General features: G+C 71.4%; 17 protein-coding genes. 7 read left to right on the forward strand and 10 right to left on the reverse strand.

Annotated features, from left to right (window positions below):
* Positions 1 to 13 precede the first annotated feature (13 nt).
* Genes ACWD1Z_RS28845 through ACWD1Z_RS28855 form a run of 3 tightly spaced genes read left to right on the forward strand, consistent with a single transcriptional unit; the run spans position 14 to position 2,153 of the window.
* Positions 14 to 781 (forward strand): metal ABC transporter ATP-binding protein, encoded by a 768-nt coding sequence (locus ACWD1Z_RS28845; protein ID WP_451122511.1) that lies wholly within the window; start codon positions 14 to 16, stop codon positions 779 to 781.
* On the forward strand, positions 781 to 1,683 hold the full coding sequence (locus tag ACWD1Z_RS28850) for a metal ABC transporter permease (protein ID WP_451122512.1): 903 nt from the start codon (positions 781 to 783) through the stop codon (positions 1,681 to 1,683). Before ACWD1Z_RS28845 ends, ACWD1Z_RS28850 begins: the two co-directional genes overlap by 1 nt.
* 59 nt (positions 1,684 to 1,742) lie before the next feature.
* Positions 1,743 to 2,153: a Fur family transcriptional regulator gene (locus ACWD1Z_RS28855; protein WP_389416134.1), complete on the forward strand. Its 411-nt coding sequence runs from the start codon at positions 1,743 to 1,745 to the stop codon at positions 2,151 to 2,153.
* Positions 2,154 to 2,216: 63 nt separating this feature from the next.
* On the opposite strand, the gene ACWD1Z_RS28860 is transcribed toward ACWD1Z_RS28855, so the two are convergent.
* Genes ACWD1Z_RS28860 through ACWD1Z_RS28900 form a run of 9 tightly spaced genes read right to left on the reverse strand, consistent with a single transcriptional unit; the run spans position 2,217 to position 10,690 of the window.
* On the reverse strand, positions 2,217 to 3,053 hold the full coding sequence (locus ACWD1Z_RS28860) for an isoprenyl transferase (RefSeq protein ID WP_451122513.1): 837 nt from the start codon (positions 3,051 to 3,053) through the stop codon (positions 2,217 to 2,219).
* Between the two features lie 16 nt (positions 3,054 to 3,069).
* A complete protein-coding gene (gene recO / locus ACWD1Z_RS28865; protein WP_389416131.1) occupies positions 3,070 to 3,816 on the reverse strand; it encodes a DNA repair protein RecO in 747 nt (248 codons plus the stop codon).
* Positions 3,817 to 3,842: 26 nt separating this feature from the next.
* Complete coding sequence (locus tag ACWD1Z_RS28870; protein WP_451122514.1) at positions 3,843 to 4,052, reverse strand: hypothetical protein; 210 nt, start codon at positions 4,050 to 4,052, stop codon at positions 3,843 to 3,845.
* A 42-nt stretch (positions 4,053 to 4,094) separates the two neighbouring features.
* Positions 4,095 to 5,078 (reverse strand): DUF6879 family protein, encoded by a 984-nt coding sequence (locus ACWD1Z_RS28875; protein WP_451122515.1) that lies wholly within the window; start codon positions 5,076 to 5,078, stop codon positions 4,095 to 4,097.
* A 37-nt stretch (positions 5,079 to 5,115) separates the two neighbouring features.
* A complete protein-coding gene (locus tag ACWD1Z_RS28880; RefSeq protein ID WP_451122516.1) occupies positions 5,116 to 6,084 on the reverse strand; it encodes an SCO2521 family protein in 969 nt (322 codons plus the stop codon).
* A gap of 1 nt (position 6,085) precedes the next feature.
* Positions 6,086 to 7,066 (reverse strand): SCO2522 family protein, encoded by a 981-nt coding sequence (locus tag ACWD1Z_RS28885; protein ID WP_451122517.1) that lies wholly within the window; start codon positions 7,064 to 7,066, stop codon positions 6,086 to 6,088.
* Entirely contained in the window at positions 7,063 to 7,980 is a 918-nt protein-coding gene (locus ACWD1Z_RS28890) for an SCO2523 family variant P-loop protein (protein WP_451122518.1), read from the reverse strand. The genes ACWD1Z_RS28885 and ACWD1Z_RS28890 overlap by 4 nt, the downstream gene beginning before the upstream one ends.
* Positions 7,981 to 7,984: 4 nt before the next feature.
* Positions 7,985 to 9,835 (reverse strand): SCO2524 family protein, encoded by a 1,851-nt coding sequence (locus ACWD1Z_RS28895; RefSeq protein WP_451122519.1) that lies wholly within the window; start codon positions 9,833 to 9,835, stop codon positions 7,985 to 7,987.
* A 60-nt stretch (positions 9,836 to 9,895) separates the two neighbouring features.
* Positions 9,896 to 10,690, reverse strand: a complete 795-nt coding sequence (locus tag ACWD1Z_RS28900; RefSeq protein WP_451122520.1) for an SCO2525 family SAM-dependent methyltransferase — start codon at positions 10,688 to 10,690, stop codon at positions 9,896 to 9,898.
* Positions 10,691 to 10,953: 263 nt separating this feature from the next.
* Between ACWD1Z_RS28900 and ACWD1Z_RS28905 the strand changes: the two genes are divergently transcribed.
* Complete coding sequence (locus ACWD1Z_RS28905) at positions 10,954 to 11,487, forward strand: GNAT family N-acetyltransferase (protein ID WP_451122521.1); 534 nt, start codon at positions 10,954 to 10,956, stop codon at positions 11,485 to 11,487.
* 103 nt (positions 11,488 to 11,590) lie between these two features.
* A complete protein-coding gene (locus ACWD1Z_RS28910; RefSeq protein WP_451122522.1) occupies positions 11,591 to 13,075 on the forward strand; it encodes an alpha/beta hydrolase in 1,485 nt (494 codons plus the stop codon).
* Positions 13,076 to 13,089: 14 nt separating this feature from the next.
* Here ACWD1Z_RS28910 and ACWD1Z_RS28915 read toward each other — a convergent pair whose 3' ends face one another.
* Complete coding sequence (locus tag ACWD1Z_RS28915; RefSeq protein WP_451122523.1) at positions 13,090 to 13,524, reverse strand: protein-tyrosine phosphatase family protein; 435 nt, start codon at positions 13,522 to 13,524, stop codon at positions 13,090 to 13,092.
* A 66-nt stretch (positions 13,525 to 13,590) separates the two neighbouring features.
* On the opposite strand from ACWD1Z_RS28915, the gene ACWD1Z_RS28920 reads away from it, so the two are divergent.
* Positions 13,591 to 13,806, forward strand: coding sequence for a hypothetical protein (locus ACWD1Z_RS28920; RefSeq protein ID WP_451122524.1), 216 nt, complete (start codon positions 13,591 to 13,593; stop codon positions 13,804 to 13,806).
* 198 nt (positions 13,807 to 14,004) lie between these two features.
* Positions 14,005 to 15,630 (forward strand): ABC transporter substrate-binding protein, encoded by a 1,626-nt coding sequence (locus ACWD1Z_RS28925; RefSeq protein WP_451122525.1) that lies wholly within the window; start codon positions 14,005 to 14,007, stop codon positions 15,628 to 15,630.
* Positions 15,631 to 15,633 lie beyond the last annotated feature (3 nt).

Consider the following 15,633-nt stretch of genomic DNA (forward strand, 5'->3'; position numbering starts at 1 on the left):
TTCGGAGGACCGCATGAGCGAGCCCGTCATATCCCTGCGCGGCGTACGCGCCGACCTGGGTTCGCGGCCCGTCCTGCGCGGCATCGACCTCACCGTGTCCCGCGGTGAGGTCGTCGCGCTGCTCGGCGCCAACGGCTCCGGCAAGTCCACCGCCGTGCGCAGCGTCATCGCCCAGGTGCCGGTGAGCGCCGGCGAGATCGAGCTGTTCGGCACCCCGCGCCGCCGCTTCCGCGACTGGCACCGGCTCGGTTACGTCCCCCAGCGCACCACCGCAGCGGGCGGCGTCCCGGCCACGGTGACCGAGGTCGTCTCCTCCGGCCGGCTCTCCCGCGCCCGCTTCGGCCTGCTGCGCAAGGCGGACCGGGCGGCGGTGCGCCGGGCCCTGGAGCTGGTCGGCATGGCGGACCGCGCGAAGGACTCCGTGGACGCGCTCTCCGGCGGCCAGCACCAGCGCGTGCTGATCGCGCGGGCGCTCGCCGCCGAACCCGAGCTGCTGATCATGGACGAGCCGATGGCGGGCGTCGACCTGGCCAGCCAGGAGGTGCTGGCGCGGACCCTGCGCGAGCAGGTCGCGGCCGGTACGACGGTCCTGCTCGTGCTGCACGAACTGGGCGCCCTGGAGCCGCTGATCGACCGCGCGGTGGTGCTGCGCGACGGCTGTGTCGTCCACGACGGCCCGCCCCCGAAGGCCGTCGGCCAGCACGCGCTGCCCGGCCACGACCATGTCCACCCGCACGCCCCCGCGGGCGCCGAGCCGATCCGCACGGGACTGCTGAGCTGATGGAAATCCTCGACTACGCCTTCATGCAGCGGGCCCTGCTCGCCGCCGTCCTGGTCGGCATCACCGCCCCCGCGGTCGGCATCTACCTGGTCCAGCGCCGCCAGGCCCTGATGGGCGACGGCATCGGCCACGTGGCGATGACCGGCGTCGGCCTGGGCTTCCTGCTCTCCTGGTCCCCGATCTGGATGGCGACCGTCGTCTCCGTCCTCGGCGCGGTCCTCATGGAGCTCATCCGCTGGTACGGCAAGACCCGCGGCGACCTCGCCCTCGCCATGCTCTTCTACGGCGGTATGGCCGGCGGCGTGATGTTCATCAACCTCGCGCCGACGGGCTCCAACGCCAACCTGACCTCGTACCTCTTCGGCTCCCTGTCCACGGTGAGCGAGTCCGACGTCACCGCGATCTGCGTACTGGCCGCCTTCGTGGTGCTGGTCACACTCGGCCTGCGCCGCCAGCTGTTCGCGGTGAGCCAGGACGAGGAGTTCGCCCGGGTCACGGGCCTGCCGGTGCGCGCCCTGAACCTGCTGACGGCGGTCACGGCGGCCGTGACGGTGACCGTCGCGATGCGCGTGGTCGGGCTGCTCCTGGTGTCGGCGCTGATGGTGGTCCCGGTGGCCGCCGCCCAGCAGCTCAGCCGCAGCTTCGCCGCCACCTTCGCCATCGCGGTGGCCATCGGCGTGACCGTCACGATCAGCGGCACGGTCACCTCGTACTACCAGGACGTGCCGCCCGGCGCGACGATCGTGCTGCTGACCATCGGGGCGTTCGTCCTGCTGACCGCGCTGGCCACGCCGCTCGCCCGGCGCCGCGCGCGGGCCCTGGCCGCCGCGCAGGGCACCGGGGACCCGGCGGAGTGCGTGATTCCGCCGAGCCGGGGTCCGGGCGGAAAGGTCGGCGTCTGACCGCGCCGACAGCCCGGGCTGGCACAATGGCCCGGCAGGCAGACCTGAGGAGGCACCCCGTGACGACCGCTGGACCGCCCGTGAAGGGCCGATCCACCCGGCAGCGGGCCGCCGTGGCGGCGGCCCTCGACGAGGTCGACGAGTTCCGCAGCGCGCAGGAACTGCACGACATGCTCAAGCACAAGGGCGACTCGGTCGGTCTGACGACGGTCTACCGCACGCTCCAGTCCCTCGCCGACGCCGGCGAGGTCGACGTCCTGCGCACCTCCGACGGCGAGTCCGTCTACCGCCGCTGCTCCAGCGGCGAACACCACCACCACCTGGTCTGCCGGGTCTGCGGCAAGGCGGTCGAGGTCGAGGGCCCCGCGGTCGAGAAGTGGGCGGACGCGATCGCGGCCGAGCACGGCTATGTCAACGTGGCCCACACGGTGGAGATCTTCGGCACCTGCGCGGAGTGCGCCGCGCGCTGAGCGGCCTCGCGTCCTCCGGCGCCGGACAGGCTGTGCATGCCTGACCGGCGCTGAGAAGTCCGTTCAGTCCTCGGTCCGGCCCTCCATGGCCAGCAGTTCCTCGTTCGGGACGGCGCCGCCGAAGCGGCGGTCCCGGGAGGCGAACTCCACGCAGGCCCGCCACAGGTCGCGCCGGTCGAAGTCGGGCCACAGGACGTCCTGGAAGACCATCTCGGCGTAGGCGCTCTGCCAGAGCAGGTAGTTGGACGTGCGCTGCTCACCGCTCGGCCGCAGGAACAGGTCCACGTCCGGCATGTCCGGGTAGTACAGGTACTTGGCGAAGGTCTTCTCGGTCACCTTCGACGGGTCGAGCCGCCCGGCCCGCACGTCCTCCGCCAGCGCCTGCGCCGCGTCCGCGATCTCGGCGCGCCCGCCGTAGTTCATGCAGAAGTACAGGGTCAGCTTGTCGTTGTCCTTGGTCTGCTCCTGGGAGATCTCCAGCTCCCTGGCGACCGACTTCCACAGCTTGGGCATCCGCCCGACCCACCGCACCCGCACCCCGAGCTCGTCCAGCTGGTCCCGGGTCTTGCGGATGAAGTCGCGGTTGAAGTTCATCAGGAACCGCACCTCGTCGGGCGAGCGCTTCCAGTTCTCGGTGGAGAAGGCGTACAGCGAGATCGCCCCGACGCCCATCTCGATCGCGCCCTGCAGCACGTCCAGCACCCGCTCGGCGCCGACCTTGTGCCCCTCGGTGCGCGGCAGCCCGCGCTCCTTGGCCCAGCGCCCGTTCCCGTCCATGACGATCGCCACATGCTTCGGGACGAGCTCCCCGGGGAGCTTCGGCGCACGGGCCCCGGACGGATGCGGCTCCGGCGCCCTGTACTCCCGACGCTGCCGCCCCAGGATCCCGCGTACGACCATGTGCCCCTCGTCTCCCTTACTTTTCCACGTACCGAAGCGAACGCAGCCCGCGCTCCAGATGCCAGTGCAGATAGGCCGACACCAGCCCGCTGCCCTCCCGGACGTGCCGCGCCTCGCAGGCGTCGGCGGTGTCCCAGTCTCCCGTAAGCAGCGCACCGAGCAGTTCCAGGGTGGCCGGCGAGGGTACGACGCTACCGGGCACCCGGCAGTCGACGCATACCGAGCCTCCGGAGGCCACCGAGAAGAAACGGTTGGGTCCCGGCATCCCGCACTTCGCGCAGTCGCTGAAGCTCGGGGCGTAGCCGTTGACGGCGAGGGACCGCAGCAGGAAGGCGTCGAGCACGAGGTGCGGGGCGTGCTCACCGCGGGCGAGCGTCCGCAGCGCCCCGACGAGCAGCAGATACTGCTGCACGGCCGGCTCGCCCTCGTGGTCGGTGAACCGCTCGGCGGTCTCCAGCATGGCCGTCCCGGCGGTGTAGCGGGCGTAGTCGCTGACGATGCCGCCGCCGTACGGCGCGATGGTCTCGCTCTGCGTGCACAGCGGCAGCCCGCGCCCGATCAGCTCGCTCCCCCGGGCGAAGAACTGCACGTCCACGTGGGAGAACGGCTCGAGCCGGGCCCCGAACTTCGACTTGGTCCGCCGCACCCCCCGAGCGACGGCCCGCACCCGCCCGTGCCCCCGCGTGAGCAAGGTGATGATCCGATCCGCTTCGCCCAGCTTCTGGGTGCGCAGGACGACGCCGTCATCGCGGAACAGACTCATGGCGCCATTCTCCCGTACGCCGCGGGTCAGCGGGGACGGTCGGGGTGGCTCACCGTGAGCGTGCTCGCGCGGAGTCGTTCGGCGGGGGTGGCGTGGCGCAGGGCGTCCGGCGCCACGTCCCATTCGCGGCCCCCGCCGTACGGTCTGAGCTGGACGTACGGGCCTTCGTGGCCCATGACGATGCCGATCCTCCCGGTACAGACGTCCACCACGTGCGAACCGACGGCTGGCTTCACCGCTGTCATTCCTTCCCCGCTGCCCCCGCTGTCCCCGCTGCCTCAGTCGGCGCTGCTGGCCTCCCACAGAGTGTCGAATCGTTCGATGCGCTCCGCCACATGGCCCGGCGTCATCTTCAGCGTGGTCTTGGTGGGCGCGGCCCGCACATCGGGCTCGATCTCGTAGCAGAGCTCACCGTCGAAGATGATGAAGTCGTTCACCGAGGTCACCGGCGCGTTGTCCAGCTCGGACTGGTCGACGATCCGCGCGTCGATGCCGTACCTGCGCTGCCGCTCGCACAGCTTGCGCAGCGCCTCCGTGATCTCGTCGGGGCCGTCGACGAGGAACAGCCGCCGTATCTCCACGCCCCGCTTCCTGATCGCGTCGCCCTGCGCGACCAGGTACCGCTTGCCGGGGCCACTGGACCAGAAGTCCCGGTCGACGGAGGTGCTGGTGGCGTAGAGCGTCTTCTTGGTGCACGCGGTCAGGTCGATCAGCCACTCGTGGTTCTCGCCGGGGCAGTCCGCGGTGCCGTTGCTGAGGCTCTCCATCAGCAGCGCGAGACTGGCGATCTCCTCCTGCGCGAACCGCTTCACGATCTCCGAGCCGTGCTCGCCGACCTGGGTGTACTTGCGGGCCAGCCGCGTCACCCCGTCGGAGCGCAGGACCGAGCGGTCGACCTGGCTGAACAGCTCGGTCGCCGCGTTGATCTTGGCGAAGCTCTCGTCGACCGCCGACCGCATCTCCCGGTGATGGTCGGCGAGACTGTCCCGCATCCCCCGGATCCGGCGCGTCTGGGCCTCCTCCACGGCTTCCAGCCGCTCACCGAAATCGACCAGGTACTGCATGATCAGCACGGCGCTGCCGACCACCACGGGCATCGTCCACTGCCACTGCTCACTCGCGTCCGGGCTCAGGACGTTGGTCAGGACGAACGTCCCGGTCGCCAGTAACACGGTGACCAGCGTCTTGCGGAACAGTTTCGACCGGCGTTCCTCCTCGGGCGGTGGTGCCGTCCTCACGTCCCCCGTCGTCGCTCCGTTCATGTCGCTCCCCCGTCGGGTGTGTCGTTCGGGCCGCCCCTCAGCGCGTACTCAGCGCCTGGTGCAGCAACGGAATGGTCTGTACGGCCAGTTGGTCACGGATCCGCTGGACGAGGCTCTGCCACTGCCGGGTGAACCCCGGCTCTCGTTCCAGCTCGTCCCAGAGATGGCCCAGCGCGCGGTCCACATGGGCGCGCGGCATCCACAGGTGCAGCAGATGATCGACGGCCGGCCGCAGCGCGAGCACGGCCGCGGGCCCGTCCGCCGCGCCGAGCCGACTGCTGTCCAGCAGCCGCACGACGGTCGTCAGCAGCCAGTCGTGCAGCGCGAGGTCCTCGCACAGTCCGGCCGCCGCGCTCGCCGGGGTGTCCGCCGGCAGCCGCAGCTCCATCGTCCGCAGCCCGTCCTCGGCCAGCGTGAAACGGGTCAGCGCCGGGCCCTCGGCGTCCGGGGCCCGCCGCGCGGTCCACCGCAGGTGGGTACGGCGGGACTTGAAGGGCGCCTTGTGGTCGAGCAGGGGATGGCGCGCCAGCTGGGCCAGCAGCCCCTCGGCGATCGCCCCGAGGTCCAGCTCGCCCCGCCCGGCGCCGCGCAGCACGCCCTCCGCGGTGGCCTGCTCGGGCAGCTTCCCGAACGGCTCGACGAGCCCGGGCCGGACCAGGTACTGCCCCCACGGCCGGCGCAGATCGGGACCGGTGGCCGGGGCGCTGAACCAGGCGGTCGCCTGGAGCACCCGGCCCTCGGTGAGCGCGGCGCGGGCGGCCACCGTGCCGACGGCCCGCACCCGGGCGCCGTTGGAGGTGGGCAGCCGGCAGTCCACGCCGGTCAGCACCTCGGGCGAGCGGACGTACAGATTGGGCCGCTCGGAGACCCGGACGGGTTCGTCGGCGCGCAGCCTGAGCAGCTGTGCCGCGGCCCGGCCGTCCAGCGCCTGGAAGGACGGCAGCAGACCGGTGCGCACCTCGCCGCAGACGAGGACCGGACGTGCCGACGGTCCGGGGGCCGCCATCTCAGGCCCCTTCGGGGGCGGGCTCGGCGGGCTCCTCGTAGAAGACGTAGGAGGCGCGCTGGGCGACCGCGGCGGGGACCTCGACCTGTTCGCCGCGCGAGCGCCGGTCGACCTGTTCCAGCGCCCGGGCGTCGACGTCTATCTGGTCCAGGACCAGCCGGACGGCGTCCTCGACGGCGAGGAAGCGGTTGGGCATCAGGGTGCAGGTGCGGTAGGCGCTGAACGGGTCGGCGTCCGGGTTCAGCTGGAGCAGCGGCGGCAGCCGGTCCCAGTCGTGCGGGAAGCCGGTGCCGTCCCAGGGCTTCGGGGTCAGCACCGGTTCGCCGAGGTGGCGCAGGAGGCCGAGCCGGGCCAGTTGCCAGACGGCGGCCAGGAAGGGGCAGGACCACAGGCGCCGGCCGTCCTTGTCGGACCACAGCTCGACGTCCATGAAGACGGAGTGGTTGCGGGCGGCCGTCTCCTGGGGCGGCTGCCAGGCGGTGACCTCGGCGAGGGCGGCGCCCCGGCCGGGGCTGCGCTGGCCGTTGGCGAGCCAGCCGGTGCGGCTGACCGGCGGGCGGGACCCGGAGGAGCCGGGCGGCGGCGACTCGACGAGGCGGTGCATCACGGACTCGGCGAGGTCGACGCGGCCGGCGACCGCGCAGCCGGACTCGCGGGCCAGGTAGTCGATGGTGAGCCCGGCCTCCTCGGCCTCCTTGAGGATCAGGGGGAGGAGTTCGGCCGGGGTGGAGAAGCGGCTGAAGTAGTCGTCGACGAGGAAGCAGGTGCTGATCCGCGGCCGGTTCGCGCCGGCCCGGCGGGCGGCGGAGGCGCGGGCGGCCTCCACCCAGATCCGCACCTCGGCGAAGTGCTCGCCGAGCCGCTTGGGCCCGGCCTCGAAGTCCTCCATGTAGAGGTGGCCGAGTTCGAGGGAGAGATGGGACAGCGGTACGGCCTGGGTGCGCGGCTCGGCGCTGGTCTCCCGGAAGACGACATCGCTCATGCCTGCTCCCAGTACTTGTCGTCGGTGAGCCGGCCGGCCAGGTCGCTCAGCGCCTGCCAGGTCTCCATGTTGGCGATCTGGCTGTCGAGCACGTCCTCGTCGGTGATCAGCTGCTCCCGCCACTGGAGCACCGGTTCCAGCGGTACGGCGCCCAGGACCTGGCTGTAGCCGATGCCGTGCGAGGAGGCGAGCTGCTTGAGGTCCCGGTCGCACTCGCGCATCCACGCCGACTGGGTCGCCGAGACCTGCGACCACAGCGCCGACGAGGGATCGGGCACGGCGGCCCGTACGAACCGGATGGAGCCGCGCAGCGCGTCCTCGTCGTGGCCGCGGGCGACCCCGCCGGCGACGATGCCCCGCTTGCCGAAGACCAGTCCCGCGGCGGCCGCCACATGCTGCCGGGTCCAGCGGTGGAAGATCAGCCAGCGCGCCTCGACGCCCCGCATCTCGGGCACCGAGGTGGCTTCCAGGGCCATGTCGACGGCGTAGGAGCGGCCCGCGCTGAGGTCGACGACGATCAGGTCGAACTCGGAGTTGAGCCGCAGCAGCAGATCCACGCAGCGCCGGAGGTTGTCGTCGTCGGTGGCGAACTCGCCGCCGCTGAGGTCGCCCGGCATCAGCACCAGCCGGCCCGAGCCGGGCGGCCGGTTGCGCAGCACCCGGTGCTCGGTGTCCGCCCAGACGTCGACCCGGACGGGTTCGCCGACCTCGCCCACCAGGTAGGAGTGCAGTCCGCGGTCCTCGGCGGCCTGGCGGGCGTCGGGCACGTCGAAGACGGCGGAGGCGGTGGGCGAGCCGAAGTCGAAGTCCAGGTAGCAGACGTCGTCCCCGGCCAGCGCCCGGTGGTAGGCGAGGTTGGCGCTGGTCACCGAGCGCCCGGTGCCTCCTTTGTCGGAGGCGGCGAAGATCAGCACCGGGTCACACTCCCTGGGCCGCGGCTTCGCGCGCCCGGCCGAGGGCGTCGAGCTGCCCGAGGACGTCGAGGGCCAGCGAGTAGGCGGTGCCGGGCTGTTCGTCGACGAGGAGCCGGGCGCGGCGCAGCTTGACCTCGATCTGGCGCAGCTGCATGCCGTGCCGGCCGTCGTCCTTGGGGGCGGGCTCCATCTGTTCGTTGCCGAGGAGATGGGCGGCCTCGGAGAGCAGCGCCTTGGCCAGCTCGATCAGTTCGAGGCTGCGGATCGGGGGCTGCTGGTACATCTGGTGGGCCTGCACCATCACTTCGGTGACGCGCTCGGTGATGCTCCAGGACACCGGGACGCGCCGCTTGAGGATGTCGGCCTCGGGGTAGGCGGCGTGGACGTTGTCCCAGAGTCCCGCGCCCTCGCCGTCGCGGATCCGGCGGCGCCACATGTGGTCGAAGATGGCCTCGGCGAGCCCGAGCAGCCGGTCGTGCGCGGTCAGGTTGCGGGAGAGCGTGCACAGTTGGACGGTCCGCTTCAGCAGCTGCGCGGAGAAGTCGCTCATGGACCAGGTCATCAGCGGCCCGAGCCGGTCGCTGCCTTGCAGGGGCAGGGCGACGCCGACGTTGTGCAGGGCGTGGACCATGGGGTCGTCCACCGTCATCCGGCTGGTGATGCGGCCGCGTTCGGCGAGGCGCTCCATGATGGTGACCGTGCGGTTGAGGTCCTCGTCGGTGGCCCGGCGGCGCATCAGGTCGTGCACGAGGATGGCGGCGACGGAGAGGGAGAAGTACTCGGACTCCAGCTTCTGTCCCGTCGTACGCCAGGGGATGTCCTCCAGGGGCCAGCGGTCGGCGTCGAAGCGGGCGATCCGGGACCAGTACTGCTGGGTGAGCTCCCAGCGCAGGCGGAGCGCCTCGGCGAGCCGTTGCTGCTCGGTGTTGAGCAGGCCGAGGGTGAGGGTGCGGTCGGAGAACAGGTCCTGGATGCCGTCGAGGGCCACGACGGTGAAGTACAGGTAGGGCACGGCGTTGGCGGTGCCCTCGGGCTGCGGTCCGATGGGTTCGTCGGTCTCGACCTCGGGGGCGTCCTTCACCAGGGTCCAGGCCCAGCCGCACTCGAAGAGCTGGCTCTCGTCCTTCAGGCCTTCCTGGACGTCGATACCGAGCTGGAGGCTCTCGACGATCGCGGCCCGCAGCGGGCGGAAGCGGTCCTGGAACTTCTTCAGCACCTGGCGCTGCGACATCCGCCCCTGGCCGAGGAGTTCGCACAGGGTCTGGCCCTGGGAGGAGTCGGTGTCGAAGACGTTGACGGTGAAGGAGCGCAGCAGGCTGACCATGGCGGCGGTGAGCCGGCTGCTGGTGGCGGAGCGCAGTTCGGCGATGGTCTCCTTGATGTCGGTGCGCCGGGTCTTGTTCTCGTAGACCTTGAGGAAGCCGAGGGTGGCCAGGCACAGGGTGATCGACATCGAGTAGGAGTCGACGACGCCGAGCCGGCGCTGTTCCTCGGTGAGTTCCTCGGACGGGTCGCGGGCGCCGAAGTAGTAGCCCCCGGCGAACGTGGGCCGCTTGTCCTCGCCGGTGTGGGTGCGCATGAACTCGGCGGCGGCCGTGACGAGGTTGGCGGGGATGTCCAGGCGCCCGCCGGCCTTCTTCAGCACCTGCTGGACGTCGTCCTGGGTGGTGTCCGGATCGTCCAGCCGGAACGCGGGAATCTCGGTGGCCGGGTAGAAGAGGCAGAGCAGCCGCTCCGCGTCGGCGACGCTGCTCTCACCGCCGTACTCGCCCCAGTTCCACTCCCCCGCTTCGAACGAGTGGCGACCGAGCGCCTGCCAGATGTCCAGCAGATGCTGGCGTGGCTTGATCTGCATCCCATGCCCCTCACACAGGCCGCACTGCCAGGAATGGAGGAAAAACCCCTCCGCTGTTTTTCAGTCACCCAACGGCGGAATCCGGGAATCCGAATTCCGCCGGCCATAGGCGACGATCATTCCGGAATACCCGTCCCGCACCGCGGCCGAGGATTTCAGACGGACGCTCGTGAAATCGTCGGAGAACCGCTCCAGACTGGCGGACACCTCCGACTCCCCCACATCGCAGGCGGGGAAGAAATGCGCACCCGCGTGATAGCCCTTGGAATGCTCCATGAAGGCCGCGGCAAAGGGCGCCCCGGGGGCCAGGGCGCGCAGGAAGCACTCGACGCCCCGGTCGAACTCCTCGTGGGAGGAGGTCATCGACTCGGCGACGAAGAACATCGTCCCCATCGACCACCGGCCCTCGTGCCGCACCAGCTCGAAGAGGTTGCCCTCGGCCACCCGGGCGACGTCCCGGAAGCGGGCCCGCGGGTCCATGTCCAGGGCGCCGTAGGCGTCGTTCTTGCACAGCACGCGCCAGAACTGGTCCCAGTTCCCGTCGTAGGAGTCCACCTGGGACCTGAGGTAGCGGACGTTGGCGGACGAGCGCTCGAAGAGCGTGATCTCGTCGCACCAGGGCAGCATGGCGAGCGCGGGGTAGAGATTGGCGCCGGCGCCGACGTCGATTCCCGAAACAGGTCGGACACCACGGTTCGGAAAATGATCGCCGAAATGATCCCTGATGATGGAAAGGATCTCCGCGTCTTCCGCCTGCAAGTCGCGGTAGTTGTGATCCACATAGGCGATCGGGTCGAATGCCGCCCAGGACACATCCGCATTCAGCTGGGCATCCCCCGAGGAGCGCAAGGTCATTCATCAACGGTACCAACGGCGGGAGCACCACGGATCCCCCTTGCACCAATCCGGCAGAACAACGACCCCCGGTGGGGCGCACGCGGGGCGCATGGGGGCGAATGGATTCCCGCGACCTGATCCGGCCTTGAACGGCCCTGTCGTCCCCCGCAAGATGGTCGGAACTCTGCCGAACACACCCGAAAGGCAGACCCCTCGCGTCTCGCTCGTACCACCCGTACGGGTGTCAACGCGCAATTGACCCGGACCCGCAGGGGGGCGGCATGGCGGTTCTTCCAGAGGAACGTTTCCCTTCGCGCGGCGGCCGCACCGGCCATGCGCTCCTCCGCGACCGGGCGTTCATCGACCGGCCCCTGACGATGAGAGGCGTCACCGAGGCCGACCTGCCCGAGCTCGTCCGCGTCGACCGCGAGGCGTTCCCCGAGGAGCCCTACCCCTACTTCATCCTGCGGCAGTTGTACGACGTCCACGGCGACCGTCTGCTGGTCCTGGACGACGGCGAGCGGCTGCACGGCTACGTCCTCTTCCCGACCACCTCGGACGGCCGCCGGGGCTGGATCATGAGCCTGGGCGTCACCCGGGACCAGCGCGGCCGGGGGCTCGGCCGGCGGCTGATGCTGGAGGTGCTGCGCCGGCTGCGCACCGAGGGCGTGCGCGAGGTCGGGCTGACGGTCGAGCCGACCAACGCCGCCGCGATCATGCTGTACCGGTCGATCGGGTTCTCGTCGCAGGAGGGCGTGCGCGAGGACTACTTCGGGCCCGGCGAGGACCGACTGGTGATGACGCTGAACCTGTGACCCGGAGGGGTCACCCCGAGCCCGGAGATGGGGGTAATCCCCCGGGAACACAGGGCCGTTACCCGGATGTGACGTGCCGTCACGATCCGCCAGGCTGCTGTGCATGCAGCAGATCACGAGAAGTGCAGCCCTGATCGCCGCGACCGCGGTCGTCCTCGGTCTCGCCGTACCGGCCGGCGCCTTCGACGGCGGCGGCGGCCGTGCCGAGGCGCTGGAGTGGAGCGCGTGCGAGGGGGACGGGCTCGATCCACGGCAGCGGTGCGCGACCGTCCCGGTTCCGATGGACTACTCCGACCCCGGCGGCCGGACGATCGACATCGTCATCTCCCGTATCCCCAGCGAGAATCCCGCGGCCCGCCGGGGCGCCCTGCTGTTGATCCCCGGCGGCCCCGGCGGCGACAGCCTCGGCGACCCGTCGGGCAAGGGCCAACGGCTCCCGCAGAAGGTGCGGGACGCCTACGACCTGATCGGGTTCGCCCCGCGCGGGATGGCCCCGTCCACCGCCGTCGGCTGCGACGTGGAGTACGGCGACCTCGCCGCCTCCAAGCTGCGGCCCTGGCCCGCCGTCGACGGCTCCGTCACCGAGAACATGGCCACCGCCCGGCGCGTCTCCGCCGCCTGCGCCGAGAACGGCGGCGAGCTGATCCGGCACATCAGCACCGCCAACCAGGCCCGCGACCTCGACCGCGTCCGGGCCGCGCTCGGTGAGCGGAAGGTGTCCGCGTGGGGCGTGTCGTACGGCACCTATGTCGGCGCCGTCTACGCCCAGCTGTTCCCGCACCGCACCGACAGGTTCGTGCTGGACAGCAACAACAACCCCGATCCCGACCGGGTGGTGCGGGCCTGGCTGGCCGCGTTCGAGCAGGGCGTGGAGGACGTCTTCCCCGCGTTCGCCAGGTGGGCGTCCCGGCCCGGCAACCCGGACCGGGTGGCCCGTACTCCCGAGGAGGTGCGTGCGCGGTTCCTGGCCCTGGCCGCCCGGCTGGACCGCGAGCCGCTGCCCCGGCCCGGCGCCAACCCGCCGGTGCTGGACGGCAACGAACTGCGCCAGGCCATGCTCTCGGCCATGTACGACCCGGACGACTTCCCCGGCCTCGCGCGGCTGATCCGGGCCGCGGAGAGGGGCGAGGTGCCGCCCGCGCCGCCGTCCCCGCCCGAGGAGGTGCTGCAGAACTACCTCGGCGTCGGCGCCGGGAGCATCTGCAACGACTCCGCGTGGCCGACGGACGCCGCCGTGTACCAGAAGGGCGTCACCGAGAGCCGCGCGAAGTACCCGCTGACGGCGGGCATGCCGCGCAACGCCATGCTCTGCGCGGCCTGGCCGTTCCCGCAGAAGGAGCCGGCGGTGCGGATCACCGACCGCGGTCCGTCCAACATCCTGCTCATCCAGAACGAGCGTGACCCGGCCACCCCGCTCGGCGGCGCGAGGAAGTTGCGCGAGGCGCTCGGCGAGCGGGCGGTCATGGTGGTCAACGACGCCACCGGCCACGACGCCTACCTCGCCAACGGCACCGAGTGCGGCGACCGGCTGGTCTCCCGCTTCCTGGCCACCGGTGAGCGGCCCGCCCGGGACGTCCACTGCGACTGAGGCCCCGGCACCGCTCAGCCGAACCGCCGTACGTACCGCCGCTGCCACGGCGTCTCCACCGCCCGCGGGTCGTAGTGGCGGCGGACGTACGCGACGGCCTCCCCGGCCGGTACGCCGTCCAGTACCGCGACACAGGCCAGCGCCGTCCCCGTACGGCCGCGTCCGCCGCCGCAGGCGAGTTCCACCCGCTCGCCCGCGGCCCGCCGCCAGACCTCGGCCAGCACCGCGCGGGCCGCCGCACGGTCGGCCGGGAGCCGGAAGTCGGGCCAGCGCAGCCAGCGGGACTCCCAGGGGACCTCGGGCGGCCGCCGGCCCAGCAGGTAGACGCCGTACGACGGCGGCGCGTCCGGGGCGAGGGGGCGGCGCAGCGCCCGGCCCCGGATCAGCCGCCCGGAGGGCAGCCGGAGCACTCCGGGGGCCCGCTCGTCCCACTGTTCCTCGCCGGTCATGGCGGCAAGCTGTACCAGCAGTCGTTCCTCGACAAGGGCGACTGGGCGCTCCCCTTCCGGTGGGGCGTGGTCGGCACCGTCGACCCCTCCTCGGTCGCGAAGGTCACCGTCTCCTACGGCGGCGTCACCAGCGAGGCGGCCCTGGACCACGGCTGGTTCGCCGCCTCCGGCGTCCTGGACGAGCAGGTCACCGTCGCGCCCCGGATCAAGGGCTACGACACCGACGGCACGCTGGTCTACGACTCCGACCAGGACACGTCGTACGAGAAGACGCTGCCGTAGCGGCGCGGGAGGGGGTGCCGCACAGGGGTCGGCACCCCCTCGGGCGCCCACTGCGCTACTGGTCCGATTTATCCCGGTCTAGGCCATCCGCGCGGGATGTCTTGACCGTCCCCATCGCCCCTCCTATGGTCGCGGCTGACTGGCAGGACCTAGGACGTCGCATCTCCCCTCCCCCCACCCCGTCCTCCTGGAGGAACCGTGCACGACGTGACCCGCGGCGTGCCGGCGCCCGGTCGCCGGACCTTCCTGAAGCACACCGGCGCGCTGGGCGCCGCCGCCTCCGCGTCCCTGTCGGCCTGTTCGGTGGGGCCCGCGTCCACCATCGACACCGGCAGCGGGGCGGGCGGCGCGAACCGGACGCTGACCGCGGTCATCGGCTACGGCAACGACGGCAGCTGGGACCCCACCCAGACCGCGTCGGCGTTCTGCACGGCCGCCAACAACCACATCTACGAGGGCCTGCTGGACACCGACCCGATCTCCCGTGAGCCGTACGCGGCCCTCGCCACCCGGGTGCCGGCCGACCCCGACGCCACCACCTGGCGGTTCACCCTGCGCGAGGGCGCGACCTTCCACGACGGCGAGCCGGTCACCGCCGACGACGTGGTGTTCGTCTTCGACCGGATCCTCGACCCGAGGACCCAGACCCTCGCCAAGGGCTTCTTCGCCGGCTGGCTGGAGGAGGTCCGCAAGGTCGACGCGCGGAGCGTGGAGCTGGTGCTCAAGTTCCCGTTCCCGGAGGGGCTTTCACGGCTCACCCTCGCCAAGATCATGCCGGAGCACGTCTACTCCCGGCCCGGCGGCTGGGACGACGCCATCCGGGGCAAGGCGATCGGTTCGGGGCCCTACCGGCAGACCGCGCACCACCCGAAGTCCCACACCACCTTCGAGGCGTTCGCCGCCTACAACGGCCCGCGCAGACCCGCCTTCAAGAAGATGAACTGGCTGACCATCGTGGACGCCGCCCCCCGCGTGGCCCGCATCTCGGGCGCCGGCGCCGGCGCGCAGATCTCCGACAACATCCCCTACGCCAACATCGGGCAGCTCCAGAGCAGCGGGCTCACCGTCGGGGGCGGGGCCGGGATGAACAACCTGTTCCTGATGTTCAACACCCGGCAGCGCCCCTTCGACGACGTCCGCGTCCGCCAGGCCCTGCACTACGCCATCGACACCGAGAAGCTGGTCGAGGTGGCCCTCAAGGGCCACGGCAAGCCGTCGAGTTCCTTCCTGAACGAGGCCAACCCCGCCTACCGGCGCGCCAGGACCGTCTACGACCACGACCCCGACCGGGCGAAGGCGCTGCTGAAGGAGGCCGGGGTCAGCGGGCTGGAGATCGACATCCTGGCGGTGAACGTCAGCTGGATCGTGGACTGCCTGCCGACCATCAAGTCCTCCTGGGACGCGATCGGCGTGCGGACGACCCTGTCCCCGCAGGAGACGACCGCCGTGTTCACCAAGCTGGACCAGAAGCAGGACTACCAGGTCGTCGCCGCCGCCTCGAACCCCAACCAGTTCGGCCTCGACGCCGACCTGATCATGCGTTACAACTACGGCCCCGACAACCTGTGGATGGGCTACACCCGCTGGGCCACCGACCCGGTCGCCCGGCAGCTCTTCAAGGACATGGACCGGGCCGCCCAGGAGCCGGATCCGGAGCGGAAGAAGACGATGATCCAGGAGTACATCGACGTCGTCGCCGAGCAGGCCGTGCTCTACCCGGTCGTCCACAACGAGCTGATGACGGCCTGGAACGCGGGACTCCTCGCCGGGATAAGGGCACAGCCGTACCCCGGCATCAACGTGCTCCAGGCGAAGTGGGCCTAGCGG

The sequence above is a fragment of the Streptomyces sp. NPDC002784 genome (assembly GCF_053592135.1).